The organism is Phenylobacterium sp. GW823-FHT02A09 (assembly GCF_058797775.1).
The window spans coordinates 722,565-743,898 of the sequence record NZ_JBXAJZ010000004.1; the positions used below are offsets into that span (position 1 = coordinate 722,565).

The window sequence follows — 21,334 nt, forward strand, 5'->3', positions numbered from 1 at the left end:
AGCTCCGGCGTCGCGCTCGGAGCGACGCCCAGCAGGTGGGCTGTCTGTCATGGGCGGAGTCTGCAAGCCATTACAGGGTGTGTCGCGGAGGCTGCTGACGCGGCTGTTCGCCTTCGGATCGGAGCGGCGCGGCAGCGTCAGTCCGATGCTGACCCTGATGATCATTCCGCTGGTCGGCATGCTGGGCATGGCCACCGAGGCGTCCAGCTGGTTCTTTGCGCAGCGCTCGATGCAGGCCGCGGCCGACGCCGCCGCCATGGCCGCGGCGACCAATGGCTGCGATGCGACGCAAGCGACCTGTGTCGCCGCCAAGACCCCCTACTACAACATCGAGGCGCGGTCGGTGGCGAGCCGGTTCGGCTACGTCAACGGGACAGCCGACACCACGGTGACGGCGGTCAACAATGCGGCCTGTCCGGCGCCGCTGACCGGTTCGAACTGCTATCGGGTCACGATCACTAAGCTGATGCCGGTCAACCTGACCCGGATCGTCGGTTTCGACGGCGATGCGACCACGGCCGCCGGACCGGCGCAGACGGTGGTCGCCTCGGCGGTGGCTTCGCCCAAGACCAAGGCCACCTATTGCCTGCTGGCCCTGGCCGGAGGCAGCGCGACCACCCAGGGCATCCGCTGCAACGGCTGCTCGATGGTGGACCTGTCGGGATGCCGGATCGGCACCAACGGCACCGCGCGCTGCAACGGCCACGACCTGAACGCTGACATAGCCGACGCGGCAGGGAGCTCGAACAACTGCGGCGTGATCAACAATACGGGCGTGCCGAAGATCGACGATCCCTATGCCGGGCTGGCGTCCAACATCCCTAGCAGCAATCCCTGTACGCCGGTCAACAACAAGAACAGCTACCCGCAGACGACCAGCAGCAACCCGCTGACGGGAAGCATCACGCTGCCCGCCGTTCAGCAGTACTGCGGGAACGTCAATCTGACCGGAAACACCACGATCACCACACCCGCAGGCGGTTCGGTCATTGTAGTCCGCAACGGCAGCCTGAACGTCGGCAACCGCACTTTTAAGACCGCGGCCGGGTCGTCCCTGACCATCGTGTTCACCGGGCCGACGGGCGTTTCAGGGCTGAGCCCCAGCTACATCACCACCGGCGGCGGCACCTTGGACTTCGCGGCGCCGACGTCCGGGGACTGGTCTGGGGTCGCGATGTATCAGGATCCGGCCCTGACATCGGGCGTCAACTGGTCGGCGGCGGGCAATTCGCCCACTTGGAACATCACCGGCCTCGTCTATCTGCCCAAGGCCGACGTGACGGTCAGCGGCATCGTCAACAAGTCGAGCGTCGGCGGGCGCAGTTGCTTCGCCTTGGTGGTCAACACGTTCTCGTCCAACGGCACCACGAAGTTCCTGGAGCAGAGCGAGTGTCCGCAAGCGGGTCTGAAGCCGCCGACCGCGTCGGAATACGCGTCCAGAACGGCGCTGGTCCAATGAGCGAGCGCGGGCGGAGAGCCGGTGGATTCTGGCGCGACGAGGCCGGGGCGGCGGCGGCCGAGTTCGTGCTGTGGCTGTCGCTGCTGATCCTGCCGCTGATCAACGCCGTCGACCTGGGCGTCTATGTCTTCAAGAAGATGCAGGTGGAAACGGCCGCCCAGGCCGGCACCCACGCGGTCTGGCGCTCGTGCGACAGGAGCGCGAAGCTGCCGGCGGTGAGCAACTGCACGGGTCTGGCCGCGACCATCCAGACTGCGGTGCGGTCGACCAGCCTGGGAGCGACGGTGACGGTGGCGGCCGGGAGCCCGGCGGAGGGCTACTACTGCGTCAACAGCGCCGGCGCGCTGACCCTGGTCGGCACGGCAGGCACGCTGGGATCGGCCCCGGCCAAGCCCAATCCATTCACCTGCGCTGGGCAGTTCAGCGGATCGACGACCGTGCCGGGCGACTATGTGCGGGTCACGGTGACCTATCCCTACGAGCCGATCTTCGCCCAGGCCTCGATCGCCAGCCTGCTGACCACGCCGATCACCAAGACCGCCTGGATGAGGCTGAACTGATGGCGGCGGCGCGCAGCCTAATAGGCAGATTTCGGCGCGACGATCGGGGGGCTTCGGCCGTCGAGTTCGTGCTGGTCCTGATCCCGATGGTCATGCTGACGCTGGGGGCGATCAACATCAGCCTGATGGTCTACACGGTGGCGACCCTGAACTACGCAGCCGAGGACGCGGCGCGGTGCCTGACGGTCAAGAAGACGATCTGCACCAACTCCGGGACGATGAACACCTATGCCCGGGGGCGCTACTCAGGGCCGGGGACGGCGACGTTCACGGGGACCAGCGCCGCCTGTGGCAATCGCGTGGTCGGCACCGTCAACTACGTGTTCTCGACGGGGCTCACCTCATCGACCATCCCGCTGTCCTCCCAGGCCTGTTATCCGCTGACCTGAAGCTGATCGGTTCAGACCAGGTTGAGGCCGAGCTTGGCGGTGAGGCTGGGCAGCAGCAGCGTGTATTGGACCAGGGCGATCGCGTAGAGCGATCCGAGCACAGGCCTGCCTTCGCGGAAATTGATCACCACGCCGGCCAGCAGCGGCCCGCTGATCGGGCCGACGAGGAAGTACGGCGCCAGTCGCTTGAAACGGGACACCTTCGACCCTCCAAGGACGCTGTAGTCGTCGCGCGAGCATGGCCGCAGTCAGCAGCGTTAGCAAAAGATTAATCGCGACGGGCGAGCCTGCGTCTCATGCAGACTGGGGCCGCCGCCTTGAGCGTCGATGCGCTCGCCAAGCGTTTCGCGGGCGGGGGGGGGGTCGTCGACGTCTCCATGCGGCTGGCGGCCGGCAGCATCACCGGCTTCATCGGCGTCAACGGGGCCGGCAAAAGCACCACGCTTCGCTGCATCCTGGGGCTGCTCGAGCCCGACGCGGGCCGGATCCAGATGTTCGGCGGACCGGCCGACCGCGCCGCGCGTCGGCGGGTCGGCTTCCTGCCCGAGGAACGCGGTCTGTTTCCCCGCGAGCGGGCGCGCGACGTCATCGCCTTTCATGCGCGGCTGAAGGGGCTGGAGAAGGCGGCCGCCTTCCACGCCGCCGATCGGTTGCTGGAGCGCATCGGCCTGGCCGACCGCCGGCGGGCACGGGTCGGCGAGCTGTCGAAGGGCAACGCCCAGCGGGTGCAGCTGCTCTGCGCGCTGGCGCACGGGCCGGACCTGCTGATCCTTGACGAGCCGTTCTCGGGACTCGATCCCATCGCCCAAAGCGAGGTGCACTCGCTGTTCTCGGAGTTCCGGGCCGGCGGCGGGGCGATCCTGTTCTCGACCCACGCCATGAACGCGGCCGAAAGCCTGTGCGACCGGGTGGTGATCCTGGCCGGCGGCCGCACGGTGTTCGAAGGTGCGGTCGCCGAGGCCGCCGCGGCTTCGCCGCACGGGGCCGTGGTGGTGACGCCCGACGACGGCGGATTGGCGCGGGCGGTTGCGGCGGTGGGCGGAAGCCTCGTGCCGATGGCCTCGCGGATGGGGGAGGCGGCGCGCTGGCGCGTGACCCTGCCGGCCGAGGTGACGCACCCGGCGCTGATGCGCGCCCTGGCCGACCAGGCCGTGCCGATCTTCGCATTCGAGCCGATCAAGTCGGACCTGGAAGGCGCCTTCTGGCGGCTGGCCTCCGAGGCCCGGCCGCGCGAGGAGCGGAAGGTCGCATGAACCATCCGATCTGGCTCATCGCCGGGCGCGAGTTCCGAGCCTATGTGACGACGGCGAGTTTCTGGGTGGCGCTGGCCATCGGCCCGCTGCTGACCGGCGGGGCGCTGCTGGCGGCGCGGACGCCGTCGCCGGTTCAGGAGCAGTTGGTGGTCACGGCCAAGGCCGGCGGCTGGGAGGCCAGGTTCAGCGACAACTTCCCGCTGTCGCCGGCGGCGCGCGCGCAGGTGCTCGAGATCCTGCGCGGCGAGGGGCATGCGGTCTCGGCCGCTGCGCCGGAGCCGCGGCGCGAGGCCGCCGACTTCTCGCGCTTTGCGCTGGTGATGCTGCTGTGGGTGACGCTGGTCGGCTCGCTGGGGATGCTGCTGCAGGCGGTGGTCCGCGAGCGGGCCAATCGCGCGCTGGAGATCCTGATGTCGGCGGCGCGGCCGCTCGACGTGGTGCTGGGCAAGGTGCTCGGGGTCGGGGCGGTGTCGGTCCTGGTGATCGGCGTCTGGCTGTCCGCGCCGGCCGCTGCGGCGCTGTTGCATCCGGGGCAGGCGACGGCGGCGATGGCGGCGTTCGCCGATCCGCTGCTCCTGGCGCGGGCCGCGGTGATCTATCTGCTGGCGTTCGGGTTCTACGGTTTCCTGACCGTCGCCGCCGGGGTGATGGCGCGCGACAGCGCCGACGCCCAGAACCTGGCGCGGCCGATGTTCGCGGTGCTGCTGGTGGCGTTCTTCACGACGATGGCGGCCGCGGCGGGCGCGGGGGAGAAGACGGCGTGGCTGACGTTCGTGCCGCCGTTCACGCCGTTCATGCTGCTGGTGCGTCCAGCGGGACCCGTCGTGGAGGTCGTGGCGCTCGCCGAGCTGCTGGTGGCGACGGTGTTGGCGGGGTGGTGCGCCAGTGAAGTGCTGCGTAGAGGCGTGTCTCCGATCCGTCTTCGCTCACTTTTTTCGGGTCGATCGAAGACGCTTGCGCGCGATTACTGAATTTACAGACCTCTCTCTAGGTTGAGCCGGAAGCGGTTCTCAAAAACATCGCTGAGTTGAGGTGTTCGCGCGCCAGGGCGCGCCGCCCGGGAGCCGTTGCACGCCAGTGGGGAAAAGGCAGACCGTCGCGGCGTTAGTCACTGGCCAAACTCTCAAATCTTAACATTCAATAACATTAGAAAGCGGATCGAGGGTTGTACGTTTCCCGCACGAATAAAGTAATGAGTTCTTAAAAATCGCGCCTGTTAACCATGTATTTAGGTTTACAGTTGGTTAAGGCTGTGGATTAGTTTTCCACAGGTGGAAGCGCAGGGGGTCCCCAAACTTCACCGATCCCTGCCGCAGCCATGGTGGCGCGGCCTGTCGTCCAATGAGTGGGAGGCTACACATGTCCAAGTTTGTTGCGTTCCTCAAAGACGAGTCCGGCGCCTCGGCTGCCGAGTATGTTCTGATCCTGGCGATCATCGGCAGCGCCATCGCTGGCGCCGCCGTCGCCTTCGGCGGCTCCATCGCGACCGCGCTCGGCAACGCCGGCGACGTGATCGAAGCGACCGACTTCACCCCGTAAATCTAGCGGCCAAGCGTGTGCGCCGCCTCCTCGTGACAGGGGCGGCGCACGCATCCTCCCAAGACACTGTCGCGGCGCTCGCTGAGCCCGCACTTCGGATAGAGCAGCTATCTACGGAAGGCCGCCTATGTCTTTGCGTACGCTCGCTTCATTCGCGCTGGCCATCCTGCTTGGCCTGATCGCAGTCCTGCTGGTGCGGGGAGTGATGACCTCCCAGAAGCCGGCGGCCGCCCAGATGGCGGCGATGACACCGGTGGTGGTGGCGATGGTCCCGATCGAGCGCGGGGTCGAGCTGAAGCCGGCCATGCTCAAGACCGTCAATTACCCGAGCAATGCGGTGCCGGCCGGATCCTTCAAGTCGGCGGAGCTGCTGATTGGCAAGGATGCGCCCAAGCGCACGGCCGTCCGCTCGATGATCGCCAACGAGCCGGTGCTGGCCGCGAAGCTGAGCGGCAGCGAAGGCAAGACCAATCTGTCGGGTGCGCTGACGCCCGGAATGCGCGCGGTGAGCGTGCGCTCGAGCGACGTCACCGGGGTGGGCGGCTTCGTCCTGCCCGGCGACCATGTCGACGTCCTGCTGACCCGCACGGTCGGCAAGGGCGAGAACGAGACCTCGATCACCCAGGTGCTGGCCGAAAACAGCCTGGTGCTGGGGGTCGACCAGATGAGCGATCAGGACGCGGACAAGCCGCAGGTGGCCAAGGCGGTGACCGTCGAGGTCACCCCCGACCAGGCGCAGACGATCTCGCTCGGCCAATCGGTCGGCGAGGTGAGCCTGTCGCTGCGCCAGTCGGCGGACATCGCGGCGCTGACCAAGAAGGTGACCAGCGTCGGCGACCTGGCCGGACCGGGCGTGCGCAAGGCCGCGCCGGTCAAGCGGGCCGCAGTCCGCAGGAGCGACGCCGGCATGACCGAGGTGCGCGTGACGCGCGGGGTCGAGACGGCCGGATATTCGGTCAGGGCCTTCTGAGGGCCGGTTTCGGAATTCCCAGCCGCAGGGGCGGCGTGAGGGGGGATGAAGATGAGAACCAATGCAAGAGGACTGGCTGCGGCGCTGATGGCCGCGAGCATGGCTCTGGCGATCGCGCCGACGGCGTGGGCGCAGAGCGCCTTCGACCCGGCGGGCGCCGTCGAGGTCGAGGTGCCGGCCGGCAAGTCGCAGGTGATCGAGCTGCCCGGAACCTATGTCGACGTCATGGTCGCCAATCCGGAGATCGCCGACGTGCTGCCGCTCAGCAACCGGTCGATCTATGTGGTGGGCAAGAAGGCGGGGGCCACGGGCCTGACCGTCTACGGCCCCGGCAAGCGGCTGATCTCGGCCGCTAACATCGTGGTGTCGGCCGACATCGATGGCCTCAAGCGGCGGCTGCACGAGCTGTTGCCAGACGAGCGTGACATCGCCGTCCGGCCGGCCAACCAGTCGGTGGTGCTGTCAGGCACGGTGAGCAGTCCGGCGGCGCTGGGCCAGGTGGTGGCCCTGGCCGAGACCTACGCCCCGACCAAGGTGGTCAACATGCTGGGCGTCGAGGGCACCCAGCAGATCATGCTGTCGGTGCGCTTCGTCGAAATGAACCGCGCCACGGCCAAGGGCCTGAAGGTCAACGTCAACCGCAGCGACTGGGACCCGGCCGACGGCCCGCCCAGCGGCGCCAGCCGCTCGGGCGACGATCCGTTCATGGCGGTGTTCACCGGCGACACCATCGTCAAGAACGGCGGCAGGTTGATCGACAGCTTCGGCGCCGTCGCCGCGCTCTACAATGGCAATCTCGAGATTCTGCTCGACGCCCTGGAGACCCGCGGCCTGACCAAAACCCTGGCCGAGCCCAACCTGGTGGCGATGTCGGGCGACACGGCCAGCTTCCTGGCCGGGGGCGAGTTTCCGATCCCGGTCGCGCAATCGGCCGCCGGCGACATCGCCCCCAGCATCACGGTCGAGTTCAAGCAGTTCGGCGTGTCGCTGGCCTTCACCCCAACCCTGCTCAAGGACGGGCTGATCAACCTGGTGGTCAATCCGGAGGTGTCCAGTATCGACCCGACGGTCTCGGTCGAGCTGGGCCTGATCAAGGTCCCCGGCATCAAGGTGCGCCGCGCCAAGACCACGGTCGAACTGCGCGACGGCGAGTCCTTCATGGTCGCGGGCCTGCTCAAGGAAGACTACGAGAACCAGCTGCGGCAGTTCCCGTTCGTCGGCGACATGCCGGTGCTGGGCGCGCTGTTCCGGTCGAACGGCTACAAGCGCGAGGAGACCGAGCTGGTCATCGTCGTGACGCCCCACCTGGTCACGCCCCGCAAGGGCCGCATCGCCGCGCCCGGCGACACCTTCGTCCCGCCCTCCGACTTCGAGCTCTTCCTGTTCGGCGCCTCGCAGGCGGCGGGGCCGTGGATGCGGCCTGAAGACCGCGCCCTGATGAGCGCCGATCCGGCCCGCGGCGGGATCGAGGGACCGCATGGCCATGTCCTTTACTAGGAGCGCCCCGATGCGCGCATGTCAGACCTTCGTTCTCGTCGTCCTCGCCGCCGGACTGGCCGGCTGCGTCCAGACCCAACCCCACCTGAGCGGCGACTTCGGCTATGCGATCCGCGCCGCCGCGGTGGCCCAGATCGCCAACCCGGGCGCCGTTTACACCGGCGATCCGGCGCCAGGATCGAACGGATCGCGGGTTGCGTCCGCGCAGGAGCGCTATCGCACCGGCAAGGTCATCGAGCCGGTCGCTACCGCGTCGTCGATCAGCACCGGCGCATCGGTCGGCATGGAGGCCAAGTAGCCCACGCCGCAGGGCGGGGGCGAAGGACAGGTCTGAGCCAGATGGTTGATATGCCAAAGATCTTGCGAGGTTTCGGTGCGGGCGCCGACGTAGCGACAGAGGTCCGCGGACGGCGCGTCGGGGTGGCCGACGGCGCGATCGGCGGACCCGAGCGCTTCGCATCGATCGCCGCGCAATTCCCGCATGTGGTGTTCGAGCCGCTGCCTGGCGGCTGGCCCGAGCCGCCCGCCGGCCTGGACGTGTTCGTGGTCAGCCTGGAAGGCGGCTCCATGGAGGCGGTCGAAGCCGGGATGCGCCGGCTGTCGGCGAGCGCGCCGCAGACCAGCGTGGTGATCGCGCTGCACGACGCCGACGTGACCACGACCCGGCGGCTGGTGCGGGCCGGGGCCGCCGACGTCCTGCCTCATCCGATCAGCGAGCCGGCGCTGGCGCTCAGCCTGGAGCGCCTGCTGGCGCCGCGCGAGACGTCCGCGTCCCAGCGCCGGCCCAAGGGCGAGGTCGTCGCCTTCCTGAAGGCCGGGGGCGGGGTCGGGGCAAGCGCGCTGGCCGTGCAGACGGCCGCGGCCGTCGCCGCGCGCGGCTCGGTCGAGGTGTGCCTGGCGGACCTGGATCTGCAGTTCGGAGCGGCCGCGCTCTATCTCGACCTGCCTGAAGCGATCACCCTGGCCGACTGCATGAGTTCGGGCGCGAACCTGGCGGAGACGCCGTTCGCCACCGCTTTGGCTCGGCACCGCTCGGGCGTCCGGGTCCTGGCCGCGCCGCGTGAGATCGTCGCCCTGGAGATGCTGAGCCCCGAGCACGTCGAGGCGTTGCTGAGCGGGCTGCGCCGCGACTTCGGACTGGTGATGGTCGACCTGCCGTCGGTGTGGACCGCGTGGACCAACCAGGTGCTGCACCAGGCCGACCGTATCGTGCTGGTCACCCAGATGAGCGTGCCGCACGTCCAGCTGGTCAAGCGCCAGCTGCGGGTGCTGAGCGCCCAGGGGTTGGAAGGGCGGCCCTTGACCCTGGTCTGCAACGGTCTGACCGCCGACCAGACCGCGCTGGTGTCGGTGAAGGCCGCCGAGCGCGCGATCGGGCGCGAGTTCGACGTGGTCATCCCCGACGACGGCAAGACGATGACCGCGGCGATCAACGAGGGCGTGGAACTGTCCTCGGTGCGCAAGGGCACCAAGCTGGAAAAGGCCGTCGGCGAGCTGGCCGGCAAGCTGGCCGCTTTGGCGCCGCCCGTCGCGGGCGGCTGGCTGAGAGGGTGATCGGATGCTCTGGAAACCTGCCGCCGCGACCGAAGCCGCCACCGCCATCGGGGCCCAGCAGCCGACTCCGATCGAAGGCGCGACCGCGCTCAAGGTCCGGATCCACCAGCGGCTGCTGGAGCTGCTCAATCTCAGCCTGCTCGACAAGACGCCGCGCGAGAGCCTGCGCCTGGAGATCCGCGGCGCGGTCAGTTCCCTGCTCGCCGACGAGAAGCGCATCCTCAATCTGAGCCAGACCGACCAGCTGATCGAAGACGTGCTGGACGAATTGCTCGGGTTGGGCCCGCTGGAGCCGTTGCTGAAGGACGAGACCGTCAGCGACATCCTGATCAACACCCACAGCACGGTCTATGTGGAGCGCTTCGGGCGGCTGGAACCGACCGACGTGCGGTTCCAGGACACGCGCCACCTGGTGCGGATCATCAACAAGATCGTCGCCGCGGTCGGTCGGCGGGTCGATGAATCCCAGCCGATGGTGGACGCCCGCCTGGCTGACGGCAGCCGGGTCAATGCGATCATCCCGCCGCTGGCGGTCGACGGGCCGCTGGTGTCGATCCGCAAGTTCGCCAAGAGCCCGATCCACATCGACCGGCTGATCGAGCTGGGCAGCGTCTCGGGCGACATGGCCGCGCTGCTGCGGTCGGTCGTCCAGTCGCACCGCAACGTGCTGATCTCCGGCGGCACCGGCTCGGGCAAGACCACGCTGCTCAACGCGCTGTCGGCGTTCATCGCCCACGACGAACGGATCGTCACCATCGAGGACTCGGCCGAACTGCAGTTGCAGCAGCCGCACGTCGGTCGCCTGGAGACCCGCCCGGCCAACATCGAGGGCAGGGGCGAGATCACCCAGCGCGAACTGGTCCGCAACGCTCTGCGGATGCGGCCAGACCGCATCATCGTCGGCGAAGTGCGCGCCGGCGAGGCCTTCGACATGCTGCAGGCGATGAACACCGGCCACGACGGGTCGATGACAACGGTCCACGCCAACAGCCCGCGCGATGCGCTGTCGCGCGTCGAGCAGATGATCGGCATGGCCGGGCTGGAGATCTCGCCGCGCTCGATCCGTCAGCAGATCGCCTCGGCCATCAATGTCGTGATCCAGGCCGAGCGCATGGACGACGGCCGCCGCCGGGTGGTGTCGATCAGCGAGGTGGTCGGCATGGAGGAGGACGTCATCTCGCTACAGGAGATCTTCCGCTTCCGCCGGCAGGGCCGCGGCGCCGCGGGCGGAGTCGCCGGCGAGTTCGAGACCACCGGGGTTCGCCCGCGCTTCATCGACGTGCTGATCGCGCGCGGGGTCGAGTTGCCGTCCATCGAGTTCTCGGCGGGGAGGAGGTCGGTCTAGTGACCAATCCGATCATTTACGTCCTGGCGTTCGTCGCCGTCGTCGTGCTGGTGCAGGCGATCGCGCGGGTGGTGTTCTCGGCCGGCGACCGCAACAAGCGGGTCAACCGCCGGCTGACGATGTTGGAATCCGGCATGAGCCGGGAGGAGATCTTCAGCGCGCTGGTCCGCAAGCCGCCGGGCGCGCGCAGCGCAGGCCGGATCGCGGAATTCTACGACTGGACCGAACGCTACCTTCGCCAGGCGGGGCTGTTGATGTCGCCGGCGCGGCTGGCGGCGATCACCGCCGGGATCGCCGCGGCGCTGTGGCTTGTGGGCCTGAGCGTGGCGAGCTCGGGCGCCGGTCCAAGCGTGCTGGTCAGCGGCGCGATCTCGATGGCGGGCGCCTGCGTGCTGGCCGTGCTGGCCGTGTCGCTATGGGTCCGGCGCCTGCGCGCGGCGCGGATCAAGAAGATCGAGGAGCAGCTGCCCTCGGCGCTCGATGTCGTCAACCGGGCGGTGCGCGCCGGGCACCCGGTGATCTCGGCCGTCCAGCTGGCTTCCGACGAGATGGGCGATCCGGTCGGGTCGGAGTTCGGGCTGATCGTCGACGAGACGACCTACGGGGTGGATTTCAAGGAGGCGCTGGCCAATTTCGCGCGCCGCACCGGCTCGCCGGCCAGCCACTTCTTCGCCGTGAGCGTCGCCATCCAGTCCGAGACCGGCGGCAACCTGGCCGAAATCCTCGAGGGCCTGGCCTCGGTGATGCGCGGGCGTCACTCGCTGGGCAAGCGGGTGCGGGCGCTGGCGAGCGAGGGGCGAGCCTCGGCGGTGCTGCTCAGCGTGCTGCCCGTGCTGCTGATCGGCGTGCAGCTGGTGTTCCGGCCGACGGTCTATTCCGAAAAGTTTTCCGACCCGATCTTCTGGCCTGTCGTGCTGCTGACGGCGGTCATCTACCTGATCGGCTGGGCGATGGTGCATCGCATCATCAACTTCAAATACTGAGGCGACGACGATGGCCCAGTGGTTCGATCTGGCGATCCAAGGTTTCACCTTCCTGGCGGTGTTCGCGGTGGTCAACATGGCCCAGCGCGCGCTCGTGTCCCAGCTGACCGTGCGCCGGCGACTGGGGCGCGACGAGGTCAGCGGACCGCAGCTGGCCGAAGGCTCGGTGCTGCGCGATGAGAAGGTCCGCAACCCGTTCCTGCTCTGGGTGCAGTCGGCGACCGCCGGTGGTCAGGCCAAGGACACCCAGAAGCTGCGCAAGGACCTGTCGCTGGCGGGCTTCGACCAGCCTTCGGCGCCGATCTGGTACGTGATCGCGCGGTTCACGCTGGCGATCGGCGCGCCGATCCTGCTGATCGGCGGGCTGGCCGCGGCCGGGCGGCCGCTGACCGGTCTCGGGGCCTTCATCTTTCCGCTGGTGATCTGCGGCCTGGGGCTGATCGCGCCGAAGGCCGTGCTCGACAACCGCGCCAATGCGCGCCGCGAGCAACTCGAGCATGAGTTTCCCGACGCTCTCGACCTGATGGTGGTCTGCGTCGAGGCCGGCCTTGGCCTGGAGGCCGCCTTCGTGCGGGTCGCCGCCGAGGTGAAGGAGTCGCATCCGCGCATCTCCGAGGAATTCGGCCGCCTGTCGGACGAGCTGAGCGCCGGGCGCGGGCGTTCGGAGGCCCTGCGCGCTTTGGCCGAGCGGCTCAATGTCGACAGCATCCGCTCGTTCGTGGCGCTGCTGATCCAGACCGACCTGCTGGGCGTCAGCATCGGCCAGAGCCTGCGGACCTATTCGGCCGAGATGCGCGAGACCCGGTTCATGAAGGCCGAGGAGAAGGCCATGCGCATCCCGGTGCTGATGACCATGCCGATCGTCGCCTGCTTCATGCCGGTGATCATCGTGGCGCTGCTGCTGCCGCCGGCGATCGACGTGGTGCGCACGCTGATGCCGGCCCTGGGCGCGGACTAAAGCGAGATGAGGACGCCGATGATCACGCTCCGAACCTTCGCGGTCCTGGCCCTGGTTCCCGGGCTGGCCGGCTGCGCCCTGTTTCCCCGCGCCGTCGCCTGGGTGGACTTCAAGTCGGTGCAGACCAGCGAGGTCCAGCGCTTCTCGCGGGAGGACGGCTACTACACCAGCGCCGCCGCGGCGATCGAGCGGCGCGACTACGCCACCGCCCTCGACCTGTTGCAGGGCGCGAGGGCGGCCAAGCCGGACGATGTGCGGGTGCTGAACGCGTTCGCCGTGGTCTACGACAAGCTGGGTCGCTTCGATCTGAGCGCCCGCTACTACGAGCAGGCCGAGCGGCTGGACCCCGGCTCGCCGGTGCTCGCCCGCAACATCGCCTATTCGGCCAGCCTGCAGACCCGGCTGGCGGCGCCGCCAAGCTATGCGCTGGCGCACGCCGAACCGCCGCGGGCCGCACGCGTCGAGCCCGTTCTGGCGCCGCGTCCGGCGGTGGTGCGGCTGGCGATGGTCGCGCCGACCCAGGTCGCGCTGCTGGCCCCCGGGCAGGTGGGACGTCCCGTGGAGCTGGCCGACGCCTCCGGGCGGGCCGGCGGCGCGGCGAGTGCGCGGTCGGCGCTGCGCCGGCTCGGCTGGTCGGTGGACGAGGTCGCTGCGGCCGGCCCCCGGCAGACCGTCACGACCATCACCTATGGCGACCGCAACGCCCTGGTCGCCCAGGCCCTGCAACGCACGCTGCCGGGACCGGCCAGCCTGGTCCGGTGCCAAGATGACTGCCAGGGCATCCGGCTGGCGATCGGCGCCGACGCGGCCAACTGGTCGTGGAATGCGCGCAGCGACCAAGCCCTGAAAGGAGATTGAAGTGCGGACGATCGCGATCCTCCTATTCGCCGCCGCCGTCATGGCGACACCGGCGCAAGCCGGCATCTTCGGACGCGACGCCAAGGCCGCGCCCCAGGTCAGCGACGCCGCCGTGGCCGAGATCCAGCGGGCCCTGGACGAGCAGCGCCTGGTCGACGCCGGACGAATGCTCGACAGCGCGCAGGTCGCCGGAGCCCGCGACGCGCGGCTTCAGGTTCTGGGCGGCGATCTCAACCTCCGCCGCGGCCGGCTGAACGCGGCGCTCGCCAGCTACAGCGCCGCCGAGGCCGATGTGGCGACGCGGGCGAGGGCGTTGCAGGGGCAGGGGATCACCCTGTCGCTGCAGGGGCGGTCCGACGAGGCGGTGGCCGTGCTGCAGCGGGCGGTGGAAGCCGATCCGAACGCCTGGCGCGCCTGGAACGCGCTGGGCCGCGAGTACGACAACCGCACCCAATGGACCAAGGCCGATAGCGCCTACGCCGAGGCGATGAGCGCGTCGGACGGCGACGCCCTGGTGCTCAACAATCGGGGCTATTCACGGCTGTTGCAGCACCGCCGCGACGAGGCTGTGGCCGATTTCGTGGCCGCGCTCGGCAAGCGGCCGTCGCTGACCGAGGCGCGGACCAACCTGCGCCTGGCGCTGGCGATGCGCGGCGACTACGAGCGCGCGCTGGCCGGCGGCGCGCCGGACGATCAGGCGGCCATGCTCAACAACGCCGGGTTCGCGGCCGGGATGCGAGGGGACTATGCCAAGGCCGAAGCCCTGCTGGGCCAGGCGCTGGAGGTGAAGAGCGAATACTACGGGCGCGCCTCGGAGAACCTGAAGGTGGTGCGGGCGCTGGCGGCGCAGAGCGGACCGAACCCGAATGTGGTCCGCTGACAGCGCGCACATGGTCCTGGCGGCGCTGCTGTCGGGCATCCTGATCTGCGTGGCGATCAGCGACATCGTCGCCCGGCGCATTCCCAACGCCGCGGTGGCCGCCGTGGTGGCGCTATTCGCGCTATGGGCGCTGGCCGACCGGGGCGCGAGCCTGGGCACCGGGCTGGCGGCCGCGGGGATCGGCTTCGCGGTTGGGTTCGCGCTCTATCTGCTGCGGGTGATGGGCGCCGGCGACGTGAAGCTGTTCGCGGCCGTCGCCCTGTTCACGGGGCTCGGTTATCTGCACCTCTTCGCGCTGGCGACCGTGCTGGCCGGCGGGGCGATGGCCGTCGTCACCCTGGCCACGCGGCCGCGTCGGGCATTGGTGATGTTCACGCTGAAGGGGCGAGGCGACTATGGCCGCGGCATTCCCTACGGCGTCGCGATCGCGGTGGGCGGCCTGATCGCGATCTGGGGCGCGCTGACCGGCGCCCTGCCGATGGATGTGCTGAACCGCATCTAGCGGCTGCGCCGAGAACTATTCATCGACTGGAGAATTATAGGAGAGCCGGCGGCCTCGACGTCGCTGCGCTGGAGTGGAAGCGCCTCGGTCAAACACGAGGTTCAGATGGTCTGGCGATCGATGGAGAGCGCGCCGCGAGACGGGCGCGAGATACTGGCCCTGGATGAGGGCCGTCTGCCGATGGTGGTGTTCTGGTCCGACTGGCTGGAAGGCCACTGGCAGCCGCTGGGACAATCCTGGCGCGAGGCGGCCCCGGAGCTCTGGGCCCCGTTGCCGCCTCCGCCGATATGATCAGTCGCGCAGGCTGGCGGGAACGACGCCGCCGTTCTTGGCCAGGGCGTCCCAGACCGCCTTTTGCAGGGCGATGTTCTGCTCGGCGCTGCCGTGCGGGCCGGCGTTGACGCCAAGCTCGCTCGCCAGCTCCTTGCGGGCGTCGAGGCTGGAGTCGAGGTCGAGCAGCTTCAGCAGGTCGACGATCGAGGTGCGCCAGTTGCCGCCGCCGCCCTTGAGTTCGGCGATCTGCACGAGCACGGCCTCGACATTGACCGGCTCAGGCGGGGGAGGCGGGGCCGCAGCGGCGGGCGCTGCGGCCGGAGCCGGGGCAGGGGCGGCCGGAGCGGCCTCGGGTTTCTTGCGGTGAAAAACCTTGTCCATGATCGAGCTGAAAATGCCCATGCGCCGTCTCCCTGTTGGATCGCCCCCTATTAAAGCTCGGCCATGACAGGAGTTCCCGTCAGAACCCCTTGGTGATCGAGATGCCGTAGAGCCGCGGATCGAGCAGGAACACGCTGCGCGTGGCGCCCAGGTTTTCGTCGGCGATGTCGAAGCCGACGATGGTGTCGTCGTCGAGCAGGTTCTTCACGAAGAGCTGGACGCTCAGATCGATGTCGGGATTGGCGACGATCAGGCTGGCGTTGACGTTCTCCCACGCCTCGATGTTGTCGAAGAAGGCGTTGTTGTAGCGCATGTAGCTCTCGGACTGGCGGTAGTAGTCGCCGCGCAGGGTGGCGTTCCAGCCGTTGGGCAGCTCCCAACGGTACTGGGCGCCGAGCGAGACGGTCCACTCCGGGGCGTTCGGCAGGTCGTTGCCCGACAGGTCCTGGATCACCCCTTCGCCGGCGCCGTTGGCGAACCGCGAGACGCCCGGGCCGTAATTGTAGACGCCGTTGGTGAGCGCATCGGCCGTGGCGGTCGGCACGCCGGCGGCCAGGAGACGCCCGCGGATGGTCGAGGTTCCGGACCCGGTGCCGCCGCACGCGAAGTTCGCCAGCAGCGTCGAGCCGCCCGGGACCTGCAGCAGGTTGGCCACGCCCTGGGCGTTGAGAATGCAGCCCCCGTTGGTGGAGTTGGCGTAGATGTAGGCCGAGTTGCCCTGGGTGCGATTGAAGGTGTCGACGACCTGGCCCTGCTCGATCTCGGTGTTCAGGTAGCCGATGTTGGCGTTGAGCCGCAGGTTGTCGATCGGCTCCCAGATCGACTCCATTTCCACGCCCCAGATCTTGGCGTCGATGTTCTCGTTGTAGACGGAGCGGTTCACGCTGCGGCCGATCTGGTAGCCCTGATAGTCGTAATAGAAGGCGGTCAGGTTCAGCAGCAGTCGGCCGTCGGCCAGGGTGTTCTTGGCCCCGACCTCGAAGGCGTTGACGAATTCGGGCTCGTAGCTGGGGTTGAGGCCCAGGGCCACGACGCCCGGCGGGTTGAAGCCGCCGCCCTTGTAGCCCTTCGAATAGGACGCATAGAGCAGGGTGTCGTCGGTGAACGACAGGTCCGGGGACCAGTCGACGTTCAGGCGGCCGGTGGTCTCCTTGAACTGGACGCTCTGGTCGGCGGTGAAGCTGGGGCCGCGTCCAGGCGTGAACAGGGTCGAGCCGCTGCCGCGCGTCCACTTCTTGTCGTCGGTGTAGCGCAGGCCGAGCGTGACCTTGAAGTCGTCGGTCGCCTGCCAGTAGAGCTCGCCGAAGGCGGCCTTAGACTTCAGCTCATACTCGCTGAGGCTGATGTAATAGTTGTGGCCGGTGAAGTCGGGATCGCGCAACGGGTCGACATAGGCCAGCGGCTGGACCACGCGCACGGCGGCGGTGGCCGCGTTGGTGGCGACGTAGGTGATGCTGGTCGCCTTGTAGTCGAGGTAGATGCCGCCGACGTTGAAGTTCAGCGGACCGTCGAAGTTCGACTGCAGGCGAAGTTCCTGGGTCCACTGCTCGTTGTGGCTGGTCCCGCCGGACTCGCTCATTAGCCGGTCGGTGACGCCGAACTGCGGATCGTTGAGCACGCCGGTCGGGGTGAAGGCCGTGACCCCGAACGGGACCGAGGAGTAGCCACCGGTGGAGTCGCCGCGGGTGTAGTTCTCGTTCTCGTTATAGCTGGTCAGCGAGGTGGCGGTGAGCTGCGGGGTGACGTCCCATTCCAGGTTCAGCTCGTAGAGGTCGGTGCGCGGCCGGTAGGTCGGGCGGCCATAGACCTCGATCTCGCGCAGGTCGCGCGAGATGGTCTTGCCGGCGAAGGCGTCGGTGGTCTGCAAGCCGATCTGGCGCGCGATGATGCCGGTGAAGGTCGAGAGCTGGTTGGTCGTGCCGTAGACGTTGTCGCCATAGACCGAGGCCGGCAGACAGCCCTGGGTGAACGCCGCCTGGGCCGCGCCGGTGGGCACGCCGAGCACGTTGGTCAGCCCGAGATCCTTCTGGCAGAGCTGCTTGCGGGCCCCGCGGGTGTCGTCCTCGGAGAAGTTGTCCCACAGGATGTAGCCGCGGAAGTTGTCAGTCGGGGTGAAGGCGAGGGTGACGCGCGCGGCCCAGATCTCGCGGTCGTCGATGTCCTGACCGTTCAGGGTGTTGTCCGTGTAGCCGTCGCGCTGCAGAGCGAAGCCGGCGGCGCGCAGCTGGAACATGTCGCCGAGCGGCACATTCACGAAGCCCTGCAGCTTGATGCTGTTGAAGTTGCCGATCTCCGCGGTGACCGAGGCGTCGAACTCGTCGGACGGCTTGTTGGTGATGACGTTGACGACGCCGCCGGTGGCGTTGCGGCCGAACAGGGTGCCCTGAGGCCCGCGCAGCACCTCGACCCGCTCGACGTCGTAGAACTCGGCGTCGGCCAGGCGGTTGGAGGTCAGCGGCACGTTGTTGTGGTGGACGCCGACCCCGTCGTCGCCGCCGGTCGAGACCAGCTGGGCGCCGACGCCGCGGATCTGGAAGTTCGTTCGCAGCGCGCGGCGGGTGAAGGTGAGGTTCGGGACCGACTGGACCAGGTTGCCGGCCGTGTCGATGCCCTGGGCCCTCAGCGCCTGTTCGCTGAAGGCGGAGACCGCAATGGGAACATCCTGGACGGACTCTTCCCGTTTCTGGGCGGTGACGATCAGCTCTTCGATGACGTTGCCGCCCGAGGACTGGGCCCAGACGGGCGTGGACCAGACAAGCGCGAGCGCAGACGCAGAAGCCAGCAAGGCTTTGCTCATTCTTCCCTCCCTAAGCCCCCAGTTGATGGCGGGGATCTTCTTGTCGACGGCCATCGTCGAGCGTGGCCGTTCAGAACTGGGAGCTAAGGCCGTAAATAACGCAGCGTCAAACGACTTGTGATTACAGTTCGCCCGGAAGGGTTGTGATACGAATGCTCAAGCTTCGCCGAAGGGCTTCTCTAGGCTGGGTTGCGGCGCTGTGAACCAGGCCGCGCCGTCGGCCGTGACATGGAAGTGATCCTCCAGCCGGACGCCGAACGAATCCGGGATCACGATCATCGGCTCGTTGGAGAAGCACATGCCAGGCGCGAGCGGGGTCTTGTCGCCGCGGACCAGATACGGGGCCTCGTGGATGGACAGGCCGATGCCGTGTCCGGTGCGATGCGGCAGGCCTGGCAACTCGTAGTCGGGGCTGAGCCCGGCGGCGGCCAGCACACGGCGGGCGACGGCGTCGATCTCTTCGCAGGGGACGCCCGGCTTCACGGCGGCGAAGGCCGCGGCCTGGGCCCGCTTCTCCAGCTCCCAGACCCGGCGCTGCTCGGGCGAGGCCTCGCCGAACACGTAGGTGCGGGTGATGTCGGAGTGGTAGCCCTGGACCTGGCAGCCGGTGTCGATCAGCACGATCTGGCCGTCCTCCAGCGCCTGCTCGCCGGGCAGGCCGTGCGGATAGGCGCTGGCCTGGCCGAACTGCACTGCGCAGAAGTAGGAGCCGTTGTCGGCGCCGAAGGCCCGGTGGGCCTGGTCGATGAAGCGGCGGACCTCGCCGGTGGTGACGCCGGGCGCCAGGATGCGCGCGGCGCGGCGGTGGACCTCCAGCGTCATGGCCTTGGCCTGAGACATCAGGGCCAGCTCGGCCGGCGACTTGATCATCCGGCAGCCGTCGACGACCGGCGCGCCGTCGAGCAGCTTCACCTGCGGCGCTGCCCTGGCGATTCCATTGAAGACGAAGAAGGGCAGGGCCGGGTCGATGGCCAGCGACGTCGCGCCGTTCAGGGCGCGGGCGGTGAGTTCGTAGGGGCTCTCGTGCTCTTCCCAGAGCAGCAGTTCGGCGTCGACGCCGAGGGCCGCCTCGAGCGAGCCGAGCTCGAAGCGCGGGCAGATCATGCGCAGCTCGCCCTCGCGCGGAAGGATCATCGCCACCAGCCGCTCGGTCGCGCCCCAGGCGACGCCGGTGAAGTAGCGCAGGCTGGGGCCGGCGCCGATGATCAGCGCCTCGGCGCCGATCTCGACCATCAGCTCGCGGGCGCGGGCGATGCGGGCCAGCCGCTCCTGGCGGGTGATGGCCGGCGCCGGGTTGGGCCACGGCGAGAGGCTTGCGAGTTCGGCTTGCGCCGTCGAACCGCCGATGCCGTTGGTCATGTCACGCTCCGGTACAGATGGGCGCCGCGCGCTGGCGGCGAAGCAGGCGCGCCCGTATATACGCGGCCATGGCCGAAGCCTTCAACGAACTCACCCTGCCGGCCGAGAAGGCCGAGCGCTATGCCGCCCTTGCCGAGGAGGTCGCCGCGGTGCTCGACGGCGAGCCGAACCGAACCGCCCGCATGGCGACGGTCGCCTCGATGCTCGCGGCCACCTTCGACACGTTCTTCTGGACCGGCTTCTACGTGGTCGATCCGGACAAGGAACGCGAGCTGGTGGTCGGTCCCTACCAGGGCACGCTCGGCTGCCTGCGCATCGCCTTCGGGCGCGGCGTCTGCGGCGCGGCGGCAGCCAGCGGCCAGACCCAGCTGGTGCCGGACGTTCACGCCTTTCCCGGGCACATCGCCTGCGACGGCCGCTCGCAGAGCGAGGTGGTCGTCCCGGTGTTCGACGACGCCGGCGCGCTGATCGCGGTGCTGGACGTCGACTCCGACCAGCCCGCCGCGTTCGACGAGATCGACGCTCTCTGGCTCGAGAAAATCCTGCGGGACACTTTCGCGGCCTAGAGCGGCCCAGGTCTTGCAGCCACGGATGCACCATTCCCTAACCGGGAGACGCTACCGTGTTCGAGATGCTGCGCCTGGAAGTTCTTCGCCCGTCTGAGCTGTCGGACGCCGACATCGGCGCCTGGCGCGCCCTGTGCGCCGGTCGGCCGCAGTTCAGCAATCCGCTGCTGGGCCCTGATTTCGCCATCGCCGTCGGCGCGGTCCGCGAGGATGCGCGCGTCGCGATCTGGCGCGAAGGCGACAAGGCGATCGGCTTCCTGGCCTACCACCACCGGCCCGGCGGCATGGCCCGCCCGATCGGCGCGCCGATGTCCGACTATCATGGCCTGGTCGCCGACCGCCCGCTGGACGTTCGTCAGGACCTCGCCGAGTTCGGCCTCTCGGCCTTCCGCTTCACCGGGCTGGTCGATCCGGACGGCGACTTCGCCGCGGCGGTCGCCGGCACCAGCGAGGCCTATGTGATCGAGCTGGACCGCTCGGCAGAGGCCTATCTGGAGACCCTGCGCGCGGCGAGCGCCAAGCGCTTCAAGAATTACCGCCGGCTGGACGGCAAGCTGGACCGCGAGGTCGGCGCCCTGACCCTGCGCGCGCCGGACCACGACCGCGCCGCCTTCGACCAACTGCTCGCCTGGAAGCGCGAGCAGCTGCTGCGCACCGGCGCCCACGACTTCCTGGCGCCCGACTGGACGCGCGAGCTGCTGGCCTCGTTCCTCGACATGCGCGAGGGCCACTTCCAGGGGCTGATGATCAACCTCTACTGCGGCGACAAGCTGCTGGCCGGGCACATCGGCGTGCGGGTGGGAGGCGTCTATCACCCGTGGATCGCGTCGACCGATCCGGAGATGGGGGCCTGGTCACCGGGCCAGCTGTTCCTGCTGAGGGCCATCGCCGCAATGCCCGGCCTGGGGCTGAAGACCTACGACCTCGGTCCGGGACACGACCACTACAAGCGACCCTATGCGCTGAAGACCAAGCTGATCGGCGAGGGGCTGCTGGCCGCCGCCGGACCGCGCGGCCGGGCGGCGGACGCCTCTGAGCGGGCCTGGACGCTGGCCGGCGCGCACGGCGCCGGACCGGTCGGACGTCTGCGCCGCCGGCTGGACATGATCGCCACCACCGAGCTGTCGTTCTCGGGCCGCGCCAGGGGCCTGGCCGGCGCCATCGCCGCGCGGGCCCTGCGTCCGGGCGCGTCCTCGGCGGAGGCGGCCTGA

At 68.9% G+C, this 21,334-nt stretch carries 23 protein-coding genes; 19 read left to right on the forward strand and 4 right to left on the reverse strand.

The features are described 5' to 3' along the window. Positions 1 to 79: 79 nt before the first annotated feature. From AC1Q87_RS19925 to AC1Q87_RS19935, 3 genes are read left to right on the forward strand one after another with little or no spacing between them, the layout of a single operon-like run. Positions 80 to 1,459, forward strand: a complete 1,380-nt coding sequence (locus tag AC1Q87_RS19925; RefSeq protein WP_492610574.1) for a pilus assembly protein TadG-related protein — start codon at positions 80 to 82, stop codon at positions 1,457 to 1,459. Beyond that, a complete protein-coding gene (locus AC1Q87_RS19930) occupies positions 1,456 to 2,019 on the forward strand; it encodes a TadE/TadG family type IV pilus assembly protein (RefSeq protein ID WP_492610575.1) in 564 nt (187 codons plus the stop codon). Before AC1Q87_RS19925 ends, AC1Q87_RS19930 begins: the two co-directional genes overlap by 4 nt. Then, complete coding sequence (locus AC1Q87_RS19935) at positions 2,019 to 2,408, forward strand: TadE/TadG family type IV pilus assembly protein (protein WP_492610576.1); 390 nt, start codon at positions 2,019 to 2,021, stop codon at positions 2,406 to 2,408. The genes AC1Q87_RS19930 and AC1Q87_RS19935 overlap by 1 nt, the downstream gene beginning before the upstream one ends. An 11-nt stretch (positions 2,409 to 2,419) precedes the next feature. On the opposite strand, the gene AC1Q87_RS19940 is transcribed toward AC1Q87_RS19935, so the two are convergent. Continuing rightward, the gene (locus tag AC1Q87_RS19940) at positions 2,420 to 2,608 is read right to left on the reverse strand and encodes a hypothetical protein (RefSeq protein WP_492610577.1); all 189 of its coding nucleotides are present in this window, start codon (positions 2,606 to 2,608) and stop codon (positions 2,420 to 2,422) included. Positions 2,609 to 2,704: 96 nt separating this feature from the next. Between AC1Q87_RS19940 and AC1Q87_RS19945 the strand changes: the two genes are divergently transcribed. From AC1Q87_RS19945 to AC1Q87_RS20010, 14 genes are all read left to right on the forward strand, one after another. Continuing rightward, positions 2,705 to 3,661: an ABC transporter ATP-binding protein gene (locus AC1Q87_RS19945; RefSeq protein WP_492610578.1), complete on the forward strand. Its 957-nt coding sequence runs from the start codon at positions 2,705 to 2,707 to the stop codon at positions 3,659 to 3,661. After that, positions 3,658 to 4,632 (forward strand): ABC transporter permease, encoded by a 975-nt coding sequence (locus tag AC1Q87_RS19950; RefSeq protein ID WP_492610579.1) that lies wholly within the window; start codon positions 3,658 to 3,660, stop codon positions 4,630 to 4,632. Before AC1Q87_RS19945 ends, AC1Q87_RS19950 begins: the two co-directional genes overlap by 4 nt. Positions 4,633 to 5,020: 388 nt before the next feature. Further along, positions 5,021 to 5,200 (forward strand): Flp family type IVb pilin, encoded by a 180-nt coding sequence (locus tag AC1Q87_RS19955; RefSeq protein ID WP_492610580.1) that lies wholly within the window; start codon positions 5,021 to 5,023, stop codon positions 5,198 to 5,200. A 127-nt stretch (positions 5,201 to 5,327) separates the two neighbouring features. Next, the gene (gene cpaB / locus AC1Q87_RS19960) at positions 5,328 to 6,170 is read left to right on the forward strand and encodes a Flp pilus assembly protein CpaB (RefSeq protein ID WP_492610581.1); all 843 of its coding nucleotides are present in this window, start codon (positions 5,328 to 5,330) and stop codon (positions 6,168 to 6,170) included. A 45-nt stretch (positions 6,171 to 6,215) separates the two neighbouring features. After that, on the forward strand, positions 6,216 to 7,667 hold the full coding sequence (locus AC1Q87_RS19965; protein ID WP_492610582.1) for a type II and III secretion system protein family protein: 1,452 nt from the start codon (positions 6,216 to 6,218) through the stop codon (positions 7,665 to 7,667). Between the two features lie 10 nt (positions 7,668 to 7,677). Then, positions 7,678 to 7,965, forward strand: coding sequence for a hypothetical protein (locus AC1Q87_RS19970; protein ID WP_492610583.1), 288 nt, complete (start codon positions 7,678 to 7,680; stop codon positions 7,963 to 7,965). A gap of 62 nt (positions 7,966 to 8,027) precedes the next feature. Further along, positions 8,028 to 9,221 (forward strand): CpaE/TadZ family protein, encoded by a 1,194-nt coding sequence (locus AC1Q87_RS19975; RefSeq protein ID WP_492610584.1) that lies wholly within the window; start codon positions 8,028 to 8,030, stop codon positions 9,219 to 9,221. A gap of 4 nt (positions 9,222 to 9,225) precedes the next feature. Continuing rightward, a complete protein-coding gene (locus AC1Q87_RS19980) occupies positions 9,226 to 10,566 on the forward strand; it encodes a TadA family conjugal transfer-associated ATPase (RefSeq protein ID WP_492610585.1) in 1,341 nt (446 codons plus the stop codon). Continuing rightward, positions 10,566 to 11,549 carry a type II secretion system F family protein gene (locus AC1Q87_RS19985; protein WP_492610586.1) on the forward strand — a complete coding sequence of 328 codons (984 nt, stop codon included), beginning with the start codon at positions 10,566 to 10,568 and terminating at the stop codon, positions 11,547 to 11,549. Before AC1Q87_RS19980 ends, AC1Q87_RS19985 begins: the two co-directional genes overlap by 1 nt. A 10-nt stretch (positions 11,550 to 11,559) precedes the next feature. After that, complete coding sequence (locus AC1Q87_RS19990) at positions 11,560 to 12,507, forward strand: type II secretion system F family protein (protein ID WP_492610587.1); 948 nt, start codon at positions 11,560 to 11,562, stop codon at positions 12,505 to 12,507. An 18-nt stretch (positions 12,508 to 12,525) separates the two neighbouring features. Next, positions 12,526 to 13,365, forward strand: coding sequence for a LytR C-terminal domain-containing protein (locus tag AC1Q87_RS19995; protein WP_492610588.1), 840 nt, complete (start codon positions 12,526 to 12,528; stop codon positions 13,363 to 13,365). A gap of 1 nt (position 13,366) precedes the next feature. Then, positions 13,367 to 14,245, forward strand: a complete 879-nt coding sequence (locus AC1Q87_RS20000; protein WP_492610589.1) for a tetratricopeptide repeat protein — start codon at positions 13,367 to 13,369, stop codon at positions 14,243 to 14,245. Further along, the gene (locus AC1Q87_RS20005; protein ID WP_492610590.1) at positions 14,232 to 14,747 is read left to right on the forward strand and encodes an A24 family peptidase; all 516 of its coding nucleotides are present in this window, start codon (positions 14,232 to 14,234) and stop codon (positions 14,745 to 14,747) included. Before AC1Q87_RS20000 ends, AC1Q87_RS20005 begins: the two co-directional genes overlap by 14 nt. Before the next feature lie 105 nt (positions 14,748 to 14,852). Beyond that, positions 14,853 to 15,038, forward strand: a complete 186-nt coding sequence (locus AC1Q87_RS20010) for a hypothetical protein (protein WP_492610591.1) — start codon at positions 14,853 to 14,855, stop codon at positions 15,036 to 15,038. Here the strand turns inward: AC1Q87_RS20010 and AC1Q87_RS20015 are convergent, their stop codons facing one another. The 3 genes from AC1Q87_RS20015 to AC1Q87_RS20025 all read right to left on the reverse strand — a co-directional run bounded on the left by AC1Q87_RS20015 (position 15,039) and on the right by AC1Q87_RS20025 (position 19,557). Further along, a complete protein-coding gene (locus AC1Q87_RS20015; RefSeq protein ID WP_492610592.1) occupies positions 15,039 to 15,422 on the reverse strand; it encodes a DUF3597 family protein in 384 nt (127 codons plus the stop codon). It lies immediately after the preceding gene. 58 nt (positions 15,423 to 15,480) lie between these two features. Continuing rightward, a complete protein-coding gene (locus tag AC1Q87_RS20020; protein WP_492610593.1) occupies positions 15,481 to 18,198 on the reverse strand; it encodes a TonB-dependent receptor in 2,718 nt (905 codons plus the stop codon). 156 nt (positions 18,199 to 18,354) lie between these two features. Beyond that, positions 18,355 to 19,557, reverse strand: coding sequence for a M24 family metallopeptidase (locus AC1Q87_RS20025; RefSeq protein WP_492610594.1), 1,203 nt, complete (start codon positions 19,555 to 19,557; stop codon positions 18,355 to 18,357). Between the two features lie 68 nt (positions 19,558 to 19,625). Here AC1Q87_RS20025 and AC1Q87_RS20030 point away from each other — a divergent pair, with 68 nt between their 5' ends. Both AC1Q87_RS20030 and AC1Q87_RS20035 read left to right on the forward strand, forming a co-directional pair. Then, positions 19,626 to 20,123, forward strand: a complete 498-nt coding sequence (locus AC1Q87_RS20030; RefSeq protein ID WP_492610595.1) for a GAF domain-containing protein — start codon at positions 19,626 to 19,628, stop codon at positions 20,121 to 20,123. A 65-nt stretch (positions 20,124 to 20,188) separates the two neighbouring features. Then, entirely contained in the window at positions 20,189 to 21,334 is a 1,146-nt protein-coding gene (locus AC1Q87_RS20035; RefSeq protein WP_492610620.1) for a GNAT family N-acetyltransferase, read from the forward strand.

Coding starts and splice junctions, on each gene's coding strand:
- AC1Q87_RS19930 (WP_492610575.1), top strand. CDS start 1,456: ATGAGCGAGCGCGGGCGGAGAGCCGGTGGATTCTGGCGCGACGAGGCC.
- AC1Q87_RS19935 (WP_492610576.1), top strand. CDS start 2,019: ATGGCGGCGGCGCGCAGCCTAATAGGCAGATTTCGGCGCGACGATCGG.
- AC1Q87_RS19945 (WP_492610578.1), top strand. CDS start 2,705: ATGCAGACTGGGGCCGCCGCCTTGAGCGTCGATGCGCTCGCCAAGCGT.
- AC1Q87_RS19950 (WP_492610579.1), top strand. CDS start 3,658: ATGAACCATCCGATCTGGCTCATCGCCGGGCGCGAGTTCCGAGCCTAT.
- AC1Q87_RS19955 (WP_492610580.1), top strand. CDS start 5,021: ATGTCCAAGTTTGTTGCGTTCCTCAAAGACGAGTCCGGCGCCTCGGCT.
- cpaB (WP_492610581.1), top strand. CDS start 5,328: ATGTCTTTGCGTACGCTCGCTTCATTCGCGCTGGCCATCCTGCTTGGC.
- AC1Q87_RS19965 (WP_492610582.1), top strand. CDS start 6,216: ATGAAGATGAGAACCAATGCAAGAGGACTGGCTGCGGCGCTGATGGCC.
- AC1Q87_RS19970 (WP_492610583.1), top strand. CDS start 7,678: ATGCGCGCATGTCAGACCTTCGTTCTCGTCGTCCTCGCCGCCGGACTG.
- AC1Q87_RS19980 (WP_492610585.1), top strand. CDS start 9,226: ATGCTCTGGAAACCTGCCGCCGCGACCGAAGCCGCCACCGCCATCGGG.
- AC1Q87_RS19990 (WP_492610587.1), top strand. CDS start 11,560: ATGGCCCAGTGGTTCGATCTGGCGATCCAAGGTTTCACCTTCCTGGCG.
- AC1Q87_RS19995 (WP_492610588.1), top strand. CDS start 12,526: ATGATCACGCTCCGAACCTTCGCGGTCCTGGCCCTGGTTCCCGGGCTG.
- AC1Q87_RS20005 (WP_492610590.1), top strand. CDS start 14,232: ATGTGGTCCGCTGACAGCGCGCACATGGTCCTGGCGGCGCTGCTGTCG.
- AC1Q87_RS20010 (WP_492610591.1), top strand. CDS start 14,853: ATGGTCTGGCGATCGATGGAGAGCGCGCCGCGAGACGGGCGCGAGATA.
- AC1Q87_RS20015 (WP_492610592.1), bottom strand. CDS start 15,422: ATGGGCATTTTCAGCTCGATCATGGACAAGGTTTTTCACCGCAAGAAA.
- AC1Q87_RS20020 (WP_492610593.1), bottom strand. CDS start 18,198: ATGAGCAAAGCCTTGCTGGCTTCTGCGTCTGCGCTCGCGCTTGTCTGG.
- AC1Q87_RS20025 (WP_492610594.1), bottom strand. CDS start 19,557: ATGACCAACGGCATCGGCGGTTCGACGGCGCAAGCCGAACTCGCAAGC.
- AC1Q87_RS20030 (WP_492610595.1), top strand. CDS start 19,626: ATGGCCGAAGCCTTCAACGAACTCACCCTGCCGGCCGAGAAGGCCGAG.
- AC1Q87_RS20035 (WP_492610620.1), top strand. CDS start 20,189: ATGCTGCGCCTGGAAGTTCTTCGCCCGTCTGAGCTGTCGGACGCCGAC.